We start from the raw sequence: 14497 nt of genomic DNA on the forward strand, positions 1-14497 counted from the left end.
TGCGCCCCTTGTCGCTCGATCCGATCGCGCCGGCGCCCAGGCCGCCGCGCGCCCAGGGGCTGGGCGATGCCTTTGTCGATCCAGCCTATGGCGTGCGCATTTACCGGGCCACGGCCTCCAGCGAGGCAGAGCCCGATGGCAACGGGCTGCGCCGTGTGCGCCATTTCTACAGCCGCCGCCAGGCCTTCAATGCCGACAACAGCCGTTATCTGGCCTGGGGCGGCAATGGCGCCTGGTATTTGTACGACGCCAAAACGTTCCAGAAAATCAAGAAGATCGGCGCGCTGGGCGGCGCGGCCGAGCCGATCTGGCACCCCAGCGATCCGCGCAAGCTGTTCATGACCTCCAACGGCGGGCGCATGGTCTGGTGGGTGTTGGATGTGGAGACCGAGAACAAGCAGGTGCTGTTCGACTTCACGGGCAAGACCCCCTGGCCAGAGGCCAGCGATTACTGGACCTACAACGAGGGCACGACCAGCGCCGATGGCCGCTACCTGGGGCTGATGGCCACGCGCTACGACAGCGCCAGCCAGCGCGTCAAGGTCTATGGGCTGCTGACGCTGGACTTGGTGGAAAAGAAGATCGTCGGCACGCTCGATGCCGAGCGTTTTCCTGTGCCGGGTGCGCGGCCCGATCACGTCAGCATTTCCGCCAGCGGCAAATATGTGGTGCCCTCATGGGGCAGCGCCTATGCCTATACGCGCGACTTCAGCCAGGTCAAGCTGCTGGCCAAGCACTCCGGGCACTCGGATCTGGCTTTTGGCCCCGGCGGCGAGGACTTCTTCGTTTGGGCCGATGACGGCAGCGATCCGGCCACGCTGGGCCACGTGCAGGCCATCAACATCGACACCATGCAGCGCTTCCCGCTGCTGGACATTTATCCGGCGCGCGGCGAGTTCTACGCCCTGCACATCAGCGGGCAGGCCTTTGACAAGCCCGGCTGGGTCGTGATCTCCACCTACAAGGATGGCCGCAGGTACGAGGATCCGCCCGGCTCGGGCAACGAGGCCACTGAGTTTCCATCGCGCCACCGGCGCGCGCAGTACCAGAAGGTGATATTGGCCGAGCTCAAGCCCGGTGGCAGGGTGCTGAACGTGGCGCACATCCGCAACTCCAACAACTTCCACCAGCTGCCGGGCGAGCAGGCCTACTTCCTGGAGCCGCAGGCCAGCGCCGCGCGGGATTTGAGCCGCATCATCTTTGCCACCAACTTTGGCAGCGGCCAGCCCGAGAGCTACGTCATCGGTTTGCCCAGCTGGTTCGACAAGTAGGGTCTGCGTGTAGCGGGCAAAGGAAAAGGCGCCTTGCGGCGCCTTTTCGTCGGCTTGCTTCGATTGTGTTGCTTGTGGCTGCTGGCGCTGCTTGGGCGCTGCCGCCTGTTTGTCTCCTCGGCCTCTCATGCAGCGGGGCTTGGTGGTCAAAGGCTTTTGCCAAGGCCTGCGGGCCCGCGCTGTGAGTGGCTGCACTATAGGGGCGGCTGGCCAGCGGGGGTATTGGGGCTTTCCCTTTCGGGGCTTTCCCTGCCAGCGTGCAGGCAGGCAGGTAGCGGAGCTGCGTGCAGCCTTGGCAGGCTTTTGACAGCCGCTGGCTGCAGGGCTGGCATTTGCAGGGCACAATGCGGCGGTTTTTGCGCGTTGCGAGCCCCGTTGGCCCACCTCGCCCCCTTGTCCTTTCGTTCTTTGCTTCCTCGCTCTGCACCTGCTGTGACGCACCCCCAGCTCCATATCCAATCGACGGCTGAGCATCAGCCAGCCCAGGCCTTGCTGCAGGGCCGCTGGGGGGCTGCGGCATTGTCCGAGCGCCGCCGCACCAAGGCTTTGATTGGCCAGTTGCAGCGGGCGCAGCGCCAGGGCGTGGCGCACTGGGATCTGCGCGAAATGCAGGGCTTTGATTACGTCACGGCCCAATTGCTGTGGGACAGCTGGGGCCGGCAAATGCCTGCGCAGTTGCAGGCGCTGCCGCAGCAGCGCGCCATTCTGGAGCGTGTGGCTGAGCTCAGCGCCGTGCCCGCAGCGCCAGCGCAGGGCGAGGGCTGGCTGGCGGGCTTTGAGCACATCGGCCAAATCAGCCTGGGCGCTTGGGGCCATGCCGTGGGCATGGTGCAGCTGGTGGGGCAGTTGCTGCTCGATGGACTGCGCCTGCTGCGCCGGCCTTTGCGTGGGCCCTGGCACGATGTCTCGGCCCATTTGTTCCGCATGGGCGCCCAGGCCCTGCCGATCACGGCGCTGGTGGGCTTTTTGATCGGCGTGGTGATTGCTTACCTGCTGGCCTTGCAGCTGCGGCAGTTTGGCGCCGATGCCTTCATCGTCAACATCCTGGGCATCTCGCTGACGCGCGAGCTGGGCCCCTTGCTGGCGGCCATTTTGGTGGCCGGGCGTTCGGGCTCGGCCATCACGGCGCAGATTGGCGTGATGCGCGTCAATGAGGAGCTTGACGCCATGCGCGTGATGGGCATCTCGCACGGCTTCAGGCTGGTGCTGCCGCGCGCCATGGCGCTGGCGCTGGCCATGCCGCTGGTCAGCCTGTGGACGACTCTGGCGGCCTTGCTGGGCGGCATCTGGGCTTCGGATTTTTCGCTGGGCGTCTCACCGGCCTATTTCTTCCAGACACTGCCCAGCGCCGTGCCCATTGCCAACCTGTGGCTGGGGCTGAGCAAATCGGTGGTGTTCGGCCTGGCGATCGCCCTGATCGGCTGCCACTGGGGCCTGTGGGTCAAGCCCAATACCGAAAGCCTGGGCAATGGCACGACGGCCTCGGTGGTCACGGCCATCACGGCGGTCATCGTCATCGATGCGGTGTTCGCCATCATCTTCCGCAACGTGGGGTTCTGATGGGCACTGGCATGCAAGCTGTCACCAAGGCCGACACCGGCGCTGGCGCCGACGCCAAGGCACTGGTGCAGATCGATAAGCTGTGGACGGTGTTCGGCCAGGGCGCCAATGCCTTTTCCGTGCACCAGGATCTGGATCTGCAGGTGCGGCGTGGCGAAATCCTGACCATCGTCGGCGGCTCGGGAACGGGCAAGACGGTGCTGTTGCGCCACATCCTGGGCCTGACGCGGCCGAGCAAGGGCACGGTGAAAATCGACGGCACGGCCGCAGCCGAGCTGCCCGCGCAGGGCGCCTCGGCGCGCATGGGCATGCTGTTCCAGCACGGGGCGCTGTTCTCGGCCTTCAGCGTACTGGACAACATCGCCTTCCCGCTGCGTGAGCAGGGCAGCCTGCCCGAGCAGGTGGTGCGCGATGCAGCGCTGGTCAAGCTGCAAATGGTGGGCCTCAAGCCCGAGCACGCCACGCGCATGCCTTCTGACCTCTCCGGCGGCATGATCAAGCGCGTGGCGCTGGCGCGCGCCCTCATCATGGATCCGCCGCTGCTGCTGCTGGACGAGCCCACGGCCGGGCTGGATCCGCGCGGCTCGGACGAGTTTTGCGAGCTGCTGCTGCGCCTGCACCAGGAGCTGGGCCTGACGGTGGTGATGGTCACGCACGACCTGGACACGCTCTACGCCCTGAGCACGCGCGTGGCCGTGCTGGCGGAAAAGCGCGTCATCATTGCCGGCACGCCGCAGCAGGTGGTGGCCTTCAAACACCCCTTCATCGAACAATTTTTTCTTGGCGAACGCGGCCGCCGCGCCCTGGAGCCTGCGCCCGCCGGCGCGGCCGCAGGCGCTGACGCAGCCGCCAAGGCGTAGAAGACATCGTTATGGAAAACAAATCACATGCCATTGCCGCTGGGGTATTCGTGCTGGCGCTGCTGGCGCTGCTGGCCGGCCTGGCGCTGTGGCTTACGCGCGACCAGGGCAGCTACGAGACCTATGAGCTTTCCACTCCCCAGGCCGTCACCGGCCTGCAGCCCCAGGCGGCGGTGCGCTACAAGGGCGTGTCCGTGGGCAAGGTGGCCTACATCGGCTTTGACCGCGAGGTCGAAGGCAATGTGCTCATCCGCATCGAGGTGGACGAAAACGCCCCTGTGACGCAAAACACCTTTGCCTCTCTGGGCTACCAGGGCGTGACGGGCCTGGCCTACATCGACTTGGACGATGCGGTCACCCCCTTCGCTGCTGAGCCGCTGGTGTCTTCCAGAGGGTACAAGCGCCTGCCCATGCGCCCCTCCAACCTGAGCCAGCTGGCGGCCATGGGGCCTGAAGTGATCGGCGACGTGCGCGAGACCATGGCGCGCATCAACAGCCTGCTCAGCGACGAGAACCAGCGCGTGCTGATTGGCACCATCGCCCAATTCGGCCAGGCCGCGCAGGGTACGACGCAGTTGCTGGCGCAATTGGAGAGCAGCTGGTCCAAAGACATCGGCCCCACGGTGGCCAGCCTGAGCCAGGGCATGGGCAGCAACATGCAGGCGCTGAACAAGACGGCCGCCAGCATCAACGCCATGAGCCAGGAGATCACCAAGGCCGTGGCCAGCCTGGGCCGCAAGGGCGGGGTGCTCGACCAGCTGGGGCAGTCCATGCAGTCCTTCGCTGGCGTGGCCGATGAGGTCAACAGCGCCACGTTGCCGCGCATTCTGCGCACGCTGGGCGAGGTCAGCGCGGCCATGCGCGAGATCAGCCTGCTGGCGCGCGAAGTGGCCGACAACCCCCAGGCCCTGATCTATGGCCCCAACATGGCCCAGCCAGGCCCGGGCGAGCAAGGCCACGTGGCGCCGCGCCGCCGTTGATGGCAGCCCGCCGCCTGGCGCAGCATTAACACCGTGCGCAGCAAGCAGCCGCCGCGCGCGGCCTGTTTCCCCGCATTTCAAGCAGGATTGCAATCCATGACTTCTTCCACCATGCCCCTCCATGCACAGCCCCGCCGCCTGGGCCTGGCGGCGCTGGGCCTGGCCGCAGCGCTGCTGAGCGCCTGCGCCGCCTTGCCCACGCCGACGGCTGCGCCCGCGCTGTACGACTTCAGTGCGGCCACCGATCAGCAGGTCGATGGCGCCAAGGGCGCCGCCATGGCCGCCAGCGCGCAAGCGGCACAATCTGGCACGCAACCGTCGGCCCCATCGGCTGCGCCGCTGCTGCTGGGCAAGGTCAGCGCGCATGGCCTGCCGGCCAACAGCCAGGCGGTGCTCTACCGCTATGCCTATGCCGATGCCCAGCAGCTGCGCGCCTACCAGCAGGCGCGCTGGAGCCAGCCTGTGCCGCAGCTGCTGAGCCAGCAGCTGCGCCAGCAACTGGAGCTGCACCGCCCCGTGCTGGAGGATGGCTTCAGCCCGGCGCGCTTGCGTCAGGAGCAGCAAGCGCCGCTGGCTTTGCAGGTCGATGTGCTGCAGTTCGAGCAGGTCTTCACCAGCGAGACGCAAAGCCATGCACAGGTGCGCCTGCGCGCCACGCTGTGGGCGCCGCAGCCGCAGGGCGACCGCCTGCTGGGGCAACGCACCTTTGAATACCAGCGCCCGGCGCCCACGCCCGATGCGGCAGGCGGTGCCTGGGCGCTGGCACAGGCGGCGCAGGCGGCAGTGGCCGCCATCGACAGCTGGCTGAGTCAAATGCCGCAAACGCCCTGAGGGCGGCAGGGGCCGCGCCTGCGTTGCCTGCCGCCGCTGGCTTGCTGCGCCCTGCGCCGTAGTGCGCAGCAAGGCAGGAGCGCCAAGGGGTGAAGGGGTGACAGGCTTGGTTTGGGCTGCGCAACGCGCTCGACAGAGCGCCTAGCGCCTTCTTCCTAAGCCCCTTCCTTATTGCGCGGCAAACTGCAGCAGCGCCTCGTAGAACAGGTCCGAACCATCGGCGCTGTTGCCGGGCTCCAGCCGCATGCGGCTCACGGCGTTGGATTCAGGCGCTTGCAGATGCTTTTGCGGCGCGATGGAGAAGTAATAGGGGCTGATGAAGTGCGCGCCGGCGTTGTAGTGCCCGGCCAGGGCCTGCGCGATGGCGCGGCGGTCCTTCCACTGCTGGGGGTGGAACTCGGGCACGCCATAGCCCGATGGGCCGGCCTGCAGCTGGCCGATCAGGGCCTGGGTCGGCGCCGACCAGACGCCACCGCCGTAGAGGTTGAAGCCTGGCTTCCAGGGCAGGCCGGGCGCCACGCTGCGCTGCGTGGCAAACAAATTCGCATTCCAGCTGGAGTTGAGCTGCGGCAGGATCTGGTGTGAGAACAGCAGCTCGGGCGCAAAGCCAATCTCCACGGCCCAGTCGAACAAGGCCTGCATGTAGCGCAGCACCTGGGTCTGGCGGAATTCGTTCCAGTCGCGCGCCAGCGGGTTGTAGCCCAGCGGCAGGTCCCAGCTTGGGGCGTCGAGGTGAAAGCGCAGCGCCTGCGGCCCTTGGCCTTTGCTCACGCAGCGCGGCAGCTTGCCCTGCAGGCTGGTGAAGACGCGGTGCTGGTCGCGCCAGTCGAAGCGCGCGCCATCGCGCCCGAGGATGTTGACCACGCGCTCGTCCAGCAGGCATTCGCGTTGGCCGCGCACAGCGCTGACGCTGACCATGTGCCGTCCGGCGGGCAGGGCGTCAAAGGGCAGCTCCAGGCGAAAGCCGCTGGCTGGCGTGCCCACCTCATCGAGCTGGCGGTACACGTCCAGCCGGTTCAGGCCCTGCTGGGCCGGGCCGATGAGCTGGCCGTCCAGGTACACGCGCAGGGCCTGGGTTTTCTGCAGCGCGTCCCAGTACCAGCCGTGCACGGCCAGCTGGCCGTGGCTGTGGCCGTCGTAGTGCTGCAGGTAGGGCGTTTGCGGGTCGTTGCGGAAGTTGCCCGCAGGCGGCTCGATCTGATCGAAGTCCGTGTAGCCGGGCAGGGCGCTGCCGTTTTGAGCCTGCCTGCCCCAATAGGCGGCATTGAGCGCCGCAATGCTGCCGTAGCGCTGCTGCAGCCAGTGGCGAAAGGCCTGCACCGAAGCCGGGCTGTGGTCGGTGACGGCCGGGCGCTCGAACTCGCCCATGCCGTCGGCGAAGTTTTGGTAGAAGTGGTGCGTCTCCCCGCCCAGGAAGATGGCGACGATTTTCTTGCGGTGCTGCGGCGCCATGGCCGCCAGCATGGCGTGCACCTGCTGCAGCGCCTGGCGCTTGTAGCGGTTGACGGGCAGCTCGGGGTTGGGGTCGAGCGTGTAGGGCACGATGGGGTAGCTGAAATAGTCCAGCGTGCGCGGCTGCCGGTCGGCAAACAGGGCCAGGTTGGCCGCATCCTTGGCCAGCTCGCCCGGCAGCGGCCCCAGCGTGTCGAAGTGGGTCGAGGACAGGTACAGCGCCACGGGCCGATCGAGCTTTTCCACCAGCCGCAGCTCGCGCGCCAGCGGCGCGGGGTCAAACTGCCACTGGCCATCGGCCGCGCGCTGGAACTGGCTCAGCAGCTTGGTGGTGATGACGTAGCCGACCTGGATTTTCCCGGCTGCGCCGCCGGGCTCGATGCGTTCGAGCAACTCGCCCAGGCGCCGGGCATTGTCCAGGCCGTGGCGCTCGCAGTAGCGCTCCAGCGTGGCGTTGTCCACCACCTCGGGTGCGCCCTCGCCCTCGGCGCAATAGGCCAGGCCCTCGACCGTGAGCAGCAAATACATGGGTTGCGTGCGCGGCGCGCGCAGCAGCTCGCGCACGGGCTGCTGCAGCCGGGGCAGGGCAGCTTGTGGTTCGGCCTCGGGCCAGTGCCGGGGCAGGCCTTGCAGGCCCCAAAACAGGCTGAGCGCAGACAGGGCGAGGGCAGCGGGGAGGGCAGCGCGCATGGTCGGAAAGCAGGTAAGGAAAGGTCGTGGGGCAGGCGGCTTTGCGGCGGGCGCTCGCTGAGCGATGACGGCGGGGCGGCGGGGCAGTTCAGGGAAACAGGCGGCGCGTCGATGCTCAGCGCGCGCTGCTCTCCAGCGTGTAGGCCGCGTGGGAATCCTGCGCCAGCAGGCGCGTGAGCACCGGCAGGGCCTGCTGCAATTGCGGCTGCAGCGTGTAGGGCGGGTTGACGATCAGCACCCCGCTGCAGACCATGCCCGGGCGCTGGGCCTGCTGGCCGGGCAGGCGCAGGCCGCTGCCTTGGCCGCTGCGCACCGCCAGCGTGGCATGCAGCCAGGGCTTGCCGGCCTGCTGGGCCAGGGCCTTGAGCTTGCGCGGCAGAGCGTGCGCCTCGGGGCGCGGGATGACGGGATACCAGACGATGTAGCAGCCGGTGGCAAATTTGCGCAGCGCCTGGCCCAGCCATTGCGCGGCCTGGGCGTAGTCGCTCTTCATCTCGTAGCTCGGGTCGCACAGCAGCAGCGCGCGCCGCGAAGGCGGCGGCAGCAGGCGCAGGCTGCCTTGCCAGCCGTCCTCGTGCCAGACGTGGCAGCGCGCCGCATGCGGGCCTTGCTGCAGATTGCCCTGCAGCGCGCGCATGTCGGCCGGTTGCAGCTCGAACACGTGCAGCTGGTCTTGCGCGCGCATGTGCTGCTGCAGCAACGCAGGCGAGCCTGGATACACCAGGCGCTGGCCGCCAGCGCCTGCAGCGGCGTTGTGCGCCAGCACGGCCTGTACATAGCGCTGCAGTGCCTCGGGCCAGTCGGCTGCGCCTTCGCCAGCCTCCCCGTGCTGGTAGGCCCAGAGCAGCTTTTGGATGCCGTGCTGGCTTTCGCCGCTGGTCTGGGCAAAATCCCCATCAAGCCGGTACAGCCCGTTGCCGGCATGGGTGTCCAATAAGGCCAACGCCGTGTCTTTCTGCAGGAGGTGGTCGAGCGCGGCCAGCAGCACGGTGTGCTTGAGCACATCGGCATGGTTGCCGGCATGGAAGGCGTGGCGGTAGCTGAACATGGGCGGCGATTATGGCAAAAAGCGGCCTGCTCCCAAGAGCCAGGCCGAGCGTTTGGAAAGGGCAAGACGATGAGATGGCAATGGAGATGGCAGGGTGTGCTGTGGCTGGCCCTGCTGGCCGCCCAGGCGGGGCAGGGCCTGCAGGCACAGCCCGCGCCGCTGGCCAGCGGGCCGGCGCTGCAGCAGGGCAATGACGCCAACCGGCACTGGCAGGGCGCGCCACGCGCAAGCGCAGAGCGCAAACGGCAGCTGCGCCAGCAAAGGGCCAGTCAGCCATCGCAGCGCCAAGCCGGCAGCGCCCGGCGCAGCGGCCGGCAGAAAAACCAGCAGGCCTGCGACATGGCCCGGCGCAGCCTGCGCATCCAGCAAGACAGCGCCCGGCCCGACAAGGACAGGCTCCAGCAGCTGCGCCAGCAAGTGCGGCGCTATTGCTGAGAGCTGGCCGTGACAGCGGCGCTGTTCAGCCGGGCCTGCCTGGCCTGCGCCGCGATGGCTGCGGCGGGCAGATCCTTGAGGCGGTGGTCGCTCCAGACCTGGCGCCAGGCCTTGGCGCCAGGCTGCCCATTGCGCAGGCCGAGCATGTGACGCGCGATGTGCGGCGGCGAGACGCCTGCGGCCTGCTGGCGGGCCATGTAGCGCACCATCTCTTCTTCCACGGCGTCGCGCTGCAGTTCGCTGGGCGAGTGGCCGAACAGGGCGGCGTCCCATTGCGTGAGAAACCAGGGGTTGTGGTAGGCCTCGCGGCCGACCATCACGCCATCGAGGCGCAGGCCCTCAGCCCCCTGCAAATGCGCCTGCATTTGCGCCAGCGTGGCGATGCCGCCGTTGACGACGATGCCCAGCTGCGGGAAGTCGGCCTTGAGCTGGCGCACCACCTCGTAGCGCAGCGGCGGGATTTCGCGGTTTTCCTTCGGGCTCAGCCCCTTGAGCCAGGCATTGCGCGCATGGACGATGAACACCCGGCAGCCGGCCTCGGCCACCTGGCCGACGAAATCGCGCAGCGGGCCATAGCTTTGCTGCTGATCCAGGCCGATGCGGTGCTTGACGGTCACGGGGATGCTGCAGGCATCGACCATGGCCTTGACGCAATCGCTCACCAAGGCCGGCTCGGCCATCAGGCAGGCGCCAAAGCTGCCGCGCTGCACCCGCTCGCTGGGGCAGCCGCAGTTGAGGTTGACCTCGTCGTAGCCGGCCTCTTGCGCCAGTTGCGCACAGCGCGCCAGGTCGGCCGGCTCGCTGCCGCCCAGCTGCAGCGCCAGCGGATGCTCTTCTTCATTGAACTGCAAAAAACGCTGGCGCTGGCCGTGCAGGATGGCGCCGGTGTGCACCATCTCGGTATAGAGCCGCGCGTGCCGGCTGAGCAGGCGATGGAAATACCGGCAGTGGCGGTCGGTCCAATCGAGCATCGGCGCCACGCAGGCCGTCCAATGGCTGTAATTGATTGATTTTTCAGGGGGTGTCATTGCATTTGAAATCATCGCCTGGGCAGCGCCTGCGTGCTCCAGGAGGGCGCAGCTCAGGTGCTCAGCCCCGCTGCAGCCATTGGCGGTAGGCTTGGCCGGTGGCGGCAGAGACCGAGTCCAGCACTTTCTGGTGCGTGACCTGGTGGCGCGCCTGCAGGCGCGCGTCGGCCACCAGGCGCGATTTGCAGAACCAGTGGCAGCTGTGTTGCAACAGCAGCAGCTCGGCCATCAACTGGTAGGCGCGGGCCTTGGGCGGCAGGCCCTGGGTGTTGTCCACCACCGCGCGCACGCCCTGGGCATGCAGGCGCAGCAGGGCCTTGAAGTCGCGCGTGGCCGATGGCAGCAGCTGCTCCACATAGGGCAGGCACAGGGCCCAGCGGCCGATGCGGGTGCGCTCTGCCGGGGCCTGGGCGATGGCGGCGCTGAGGCGCTCGATGTGCTCGGCCACGCTGCGCTCGCTGTGGGCGAAGGTGTCCCAGATTTGCGCCTGACGCTGCGGGTCGTCCTCATGGATGGCGCGCAGATAGCCCTGGGTGAGCAGGCCCATGTGGTGTTCGATCTTCAGCCCTGCCAGGTATTGGCCCAGAAAGGCGATGCGCTGGCGCTGGTAGCGCAGGCACAGCACCCAGCCGAGCACGGCCAGCAGCAGCAAGAGGGAGAGCCAGTCCGTCATGGCGGGCGCCGTCACACGTCAATGTCCACGGCGTCGCCGTGCAGCTCCATCAGCTCACGGCGCGCGCCGGCCTCGCCCTTGCCCATGAGTTGGGTGAAAAAGCCCTCGGTCTGGGCAAAGCTGAAGTGGCCCAGCTGCACGGGCAGCAGGCGGCGGGTGTCGGGGTTGAGGGTGGTTTCCCACAGCTGTTCGGCGTTCATCTCGCCCAGGCCTTTGAAGCGGCCAATGCTCCAGGCGCCTTCGCGCACGCCGTCTTTGCGCAGCTTGTCCAGCGCGCGTTGCAGCTCTTGCTCGCTGAGCACGTAGAGCTTGGCGGCGGGCTTTTTGCCTCGCGCCGGCACGGCAACGCTGTAGAGCGGCGGCTGGGCCACGAAAACGTGCCCGGCTTCGATCAGCTTGGGGAAGTGGCGGAAGAACAGCGTCAGCAGCAGCACCTGGATGTGCGCGCCGTCCACGTCGGCGTCGCTCAGGATGCAGATCTTGCCGTAGCGCAGGCCGGAGAGGTCGACCTCATCGCCCGGCCCGTGTGGATCGACGCCGATGGCCACGGCGATGTCGTGCACTTCGGTGTTGGCAAACAGGCGCTCGCGCTCGACCTCCCAGGTGTTGAGCACTTTGCCGCGCAGCGGCAGCACGGCCTGGGTTTCCTTGTCGCGGCCCATCTTGGCGCTGCCGCCGGCCGAGTCGCCCTCGACCAGAAAGACCTCGTTGTAGGCCAGGTCGCGGCTTTCGCAATCGGTGAGCTTGCCCGGCAGCACGGCCACGCCCGAGCCTTTGCGCTTTTCCACCTTTTGCCCAGCGCGCTGGCGCGTTTGCGCGGCTCGGATGGCCAGCTCGGCAATGCGGCGGCCGTAGTCCACGTGCTGGTTCAGCCACAGCTCCATGGCCGGCTTGACGTAGCCCGAAACCAGGCGCACGGCATCGCGGGAGTTGAGCTTTTCCTTGATCTGGCCCTGGAATTGCGGATCGAGGATCTTGGCCGAGAGCACGTAGCTGGCGCGCGAGAACACGTCCTCGGGCATGAGCTTGACGCCCTTGGGCAGCAGCGCGTGCATGTCGATGAAGCTCTTGACGGCCTGGAACAGCCCGTCGCGCAGGCCGTTGTCGTGCGTGCCGCCGGCCGTGGTGGGGATGAGGTTGACGTAGCTCTCGCGCAGCGGCTGGCCTTCCTCGGTGAAGGCCACGCACCAGGCGGCGCCTTCGCCCACGGCAAAGCTGTCGCTGTGCCGGTCGGCATAGCCCTGGCCTTCGAACAGCGGGATGACCGGCTCGGCCGGCAGCGCCTGGCTCAGGTAGTCGGCCAGGCCGCCCTTGTACTGCCAGCTTTGCTGCTGGCCGGTTTTTTCGTTGCGCAGCGTCACGGCCACGCCGGGCATCAGCACCGCCTTGCTGCGCAGCAGGTGCAGCAGCTCGGGCATGGGCAAGGCCTTGGATTCGAAGTAGCGCGCATCGGGCCAGACGCGCACCGTGGTGCCCTGGCGGCGCTCGCCGGGCTCGGCCTTGCGCACCGTCAGCGGCTCGATCACCTCGCCGCCGTTGCCGAACACCAGCCGCGCCACCTGGCCGTCGCGGTGGATGTCCACCTCCAGGCGCGTGGCCAGCGCATTGGTGACGGACACGCCCACACCGTGCAGGCCACCGGAGAAGCTGTAGGCGCCGCCTGAGTCCTTGTCGAACTTGCCGCCCGCGTGCAGGCGCGTGAAGACCAGCTCCACCACTGGCGCGTTTTCTTCCGGGTGCAGGCCGAAGGGGATGCCGCGGCCCTCATCCTCGACGCTGACCGAGCCGTCCTCGTGCAGAGTAAAACGGATTTTCTTACCGTGGCCAGCCAGGGCCTCGTCGGCAGCGTTGTCCAGCACCTCCTGGATGATGTGCAGCGGGTTGTCGGTGCGGGTGTACATGCCCGGGCGCTGCTTGACCGGCTCCAGACCTTTGAGGACCTTGATCGAGCTCTCGGAGTAGCCATTGCCGCTGCTGGCGGCCATCGGGGCGGAAGGTGCTTGTTTTGCCATAGGGCGGCGATTGTAGATCGTGCCCCATGAGTGCCGCTGCGTGCTGCCAGGCGCTACAGGCCGGCAGCGGCGCAAACTCGCTATACTGCGCGCCATCATGCTGCAGCACCGCTTTTCCGATTGCGCACCACGCCAGGCCCTGGGCCTGGCGTTGGCATGTGCGCAGCCTGCGCGCCCTGCACCGGCAGCGCGCTCTGCTGTGGCTGTGATCATTACCAAGACGACGAAGGGCTGAAGCAGCTGCGGTTCGTCGCGCCCGTCTTTCAAGCCGGCCAGACGAGCCGGAGCAGAGAGTTCCGATATTTCTGCAATCTCCATTGAAAGAAGGGTTATCCACATGGCACAACGTACAGGTTTGGTCGGCTGGCGCGGCATGGTCGGCTCCGTGCTGCTCGAACGCATGCAGGCCGAGGGCGATTTCGACTGCATCGAGCCGGTGTTTTTCTCGACCTCCAACGCAGGCGGCCAGGCCCCGGCCCAGGCCAAAAACGAAACACGCCTGCAGGACGCCTACGACATCGAGGCGCTCAAGCGCTGCGACATCATCCTGACCGCCCAGGGCGGCGATTACACCAAGGCGGTCTATCCCAAGTTGCGCGCTGCCGGTTGGAATGGGCACTGGATCGATGCCGCATCGACGCTGCGCATGGACAGTGAATCGGTCATCGTGCTCGACCCGGTCAACCTGCCGGTGATCCAGAACGCCTTGAGCAAGGGCGGCAAGACCTGGGTAGGCGGCAACTGCACCGTCAGCTGCATGCTCATGGGCGTTGGCGCGCTGTACAAGGCCGGGCTGGTCGAATGGATGAGCACCCAGACCTACCAGGCCGCATCGGGCGGCGGCGCGCAGCACATGCGCGAGCTGCTGACGCAGTTCGGCACGCTGCACGCCGAGGTGCGCGATCTGCTGGCCGACCCGCACAGCGCCATCCTGGAGATCGACCGCAAGATCATCGCCAAGCAGCGCGGCCTGAGCGAGGCGGAGACGGCCCACTTCCTGGCGCCACTGGGCGGCTCGCTGATCCCCTGGATCGACGCCGACTTGGGCAACGGCGTCAGCCGCGAGGAATGGAAGGGCATGGCCGAGACCAACAAAATCCTGGGTATGGGTGAAGGCTTTGGCACGCCGGCCATCCCGGTCGACGGCTTTTGCGTGCGCATCGGCGCCATGCGCTGCCACAGCCAGGCGCTGACCTTCAAGCTGAAAAAGGACGTGCCGCTCGATGAGATCGAGGCCATGATTGCTGCCGACAACCCCTGGGTGAAGCTGGTGCCCAACACCAAGGAGGCCACCCTGGCAGAGCTCACGCCAGTCTCTGTCACCGGCACCATGCGCATCCCTGTCGGGCGCGTGCGCAAGCTGGCCATGGGCCCGCAGTACCTGGGCGCCTTCACCATCGGCGACCAGCTGCTGTGGGGTGCAGCCGAGCCGCTGCGCCGCATGCTGCGCATTCTGGTTGAGGCCTGAGTACCTGCTCAAACCTGGCTCTTGCAAGTTGCCCGTTGTGTGCTGCTGCTCAGATGCCTGCACAAAAACCGCCATGGCCTGCGCGTCAAACCCTGCTGGCGTGAAAGGTCAGGTTGGATGTGCAGGGATTTTTCTGGGTGGCAGAGCCAGTAGCAATTCACCAGACGTTTACCGGCTTTTACACTTAGC

12 protein-coding genes are annotated in these 14497 nt (G+C 67.3%); 7 read left to right on the forward strand and 5 right to left on the reverse strand.

Annotation, left to right across the window (positions count from 1 at the left end; genetic code table 11):
* Nucleotides 1–8: 8 nt before the first annotated feature.
* The 5 genes from CK620_RS13995 to CK620_RS02750 all read left to right on the forward strand — a co-directional run bounded on the left by CK620_RS13995 (nt 9) and on the right by CK620_RS02750 (nt 5502).
* Nucleotides 9–1271: a WD40 repeat domain-containing protein gene (locus CK620_RS13995; protein ID WP_095548965.1), complete on the forward strand. Its 1263-nt coding sequence runs from the start codon at nt 9–11 to the stop codon at nt 1269–1271.
* Between the two features lie 432 nt (nt 1272–1703).
* Entirely contained in the window at nt 1704–2831 is a 1128-nt protein-coding gene (locus CK620_RS02735; RefSeq protein ID WP_238945922.1) for an MlaE family ABC transporter permease, read from the forward strand.
* A gap of 11 nt (nt 2832–2842) precedes the next feature.
* Nucleotides 2843–3691: an ABC transporter ATP-binding protein gene (locus CK620_RS02740; protein WP_095549123.1), complete on the forward strand. Its 849-nt coding sequence runs from the start codon at nt 2843–2845 to the stop codon at nt 3689–3691.
* A gap of 11 nt (nt 3692–3702) precedes the next feature.
* Nucleotides 3703–4671, forward strand: coding sequence for an MlaD family protein (locus tag CK620_RS02745; RefSeq protein ID WP_095543498.1), 969 nt, complete (start codon nt 3703–3705; stop codon nt 4669–4671).
* A 96-nt stretch (nt 4672–4767) separates the two neighbouring features.
* Complete coding sequence (locus CK620_RS02750) at nt 4768–5502, forward strand: ABC-type transport auxiliary lipoprotein family protein (protein ID WP_238945921.1); 735 nt, start codon at nt 4768–4770, stop codon at nt 5500–5502.
* Nucleotides 5503–5670: 168 nt separating this feature from the next.
* On the opposite strand, the gene CK620_RS02755 is transcribed toward CK620_RS02750, so the two are convergent.
* Entirely contained in the window at nt 5671–7644 is a 1974-nt protein-coding gene (locus CK620_RS02755; RefSeq protein ID WP_095548966.1) for a beta-galactosidase, read from the reverse strand.
* Between the two features lie 115 nt (nt 7645–7759).
* Entirely contained in the window at nt 7760–8692 is a 933-nt protein-coding gene (locus tag CK620_RS02760) for a 23S rRNA (adenine(2030)-N(6))-methyltransferase RlmJ (protein WP_095548967.1), read from the reverse strand.
* 96 nt (nt 8693–8788) lie between these two features.
* Here CK620_RS02760 and CK620_RS02765 point away from each other — a divergent pair, with 96 nt between their 5' ends.
* Nucleotides 8789–9127 (forward strand): hypothetical protein, encoded by a 339-nt coding sequence (locus CK620_RS02765; protein WP_095548968.1) that lies wholly within the window; start codon nt 8789–8791, stop codon nt 9125–9127.
* Here the strand turns inward: CK620_RS02765 and dusA are convergent.
* The 3 genes from dusA to CK620_RS02780 all read right to left on the reverse strand — a co-directional run bounded on the left by dusA (nt 9118) and on the right by CK620_RS02780 (nt 12840).
* A complete protein-coding gene (dusA, locus tag CK620_RS02770) occupies nt 9118–10155 on the reverse strand; it encodes a tRNA dihydrouridine(20/20a) synthase DusA (RefSeq protein ID WP_238945985.1) in 1038 nt (345 codons plus the stop codon). The genes CK620_RS02765 and dusA overlap by 10 nt on opposite strands.
* A 61-nt stretch (nt 10156–10216) precedes the next feature.
* Nucleotides 10217–10843, reverse strand: coding sequence for a hypothetical protein (locus CK620_RS02775; RefSeq protein WP_238945986.1), 627 nt, complete (start codon nt 10841–10843; stop codon nt 10217–10219).
* Nucleotides 10840–12840, reverse strand: a complete 2001-nt coding sequence (locus CK620_RS02780) for a DNA topoisomerase IV subunit B (RefSeq protein ID WP_238945987.1) — start codon at nt 12838–12840, stop codon at nt 10840–10842. Before CK620_RS02780 ends, CK620_RS02775 begins: the two co-directional genes overlap by 4 nt.
* Before the next feature lie 337 nt (nt 12841–13177).
* Between CK620_RS02780 and asd the strand changes: the two genes are divergently transcribed.
* Nucleotides 13178–14308, forward strand: a complete 1131-nt coding sequence (gene asd / locus CK620_RS02790) for an aspartate-semialdehyde dehydrogenase (RefSeq protein ID WP_095548973.1) — start codon at nt 13178–13180, stop codon at nt 14306–14308.
* The last annotated feature ends 189 nt before the right edge of the window (nt 14309–14497 follow it).

This window comes from Vandammella animalimorsus, assembly GCF_002285285.1.
Lineage (GTDB): Bacteria > Pseudomonadota > Gammaproteobacteria > Burkholderiales > Burkholderiaceae_C > Lampropedia > Lampropedia animalimorsus.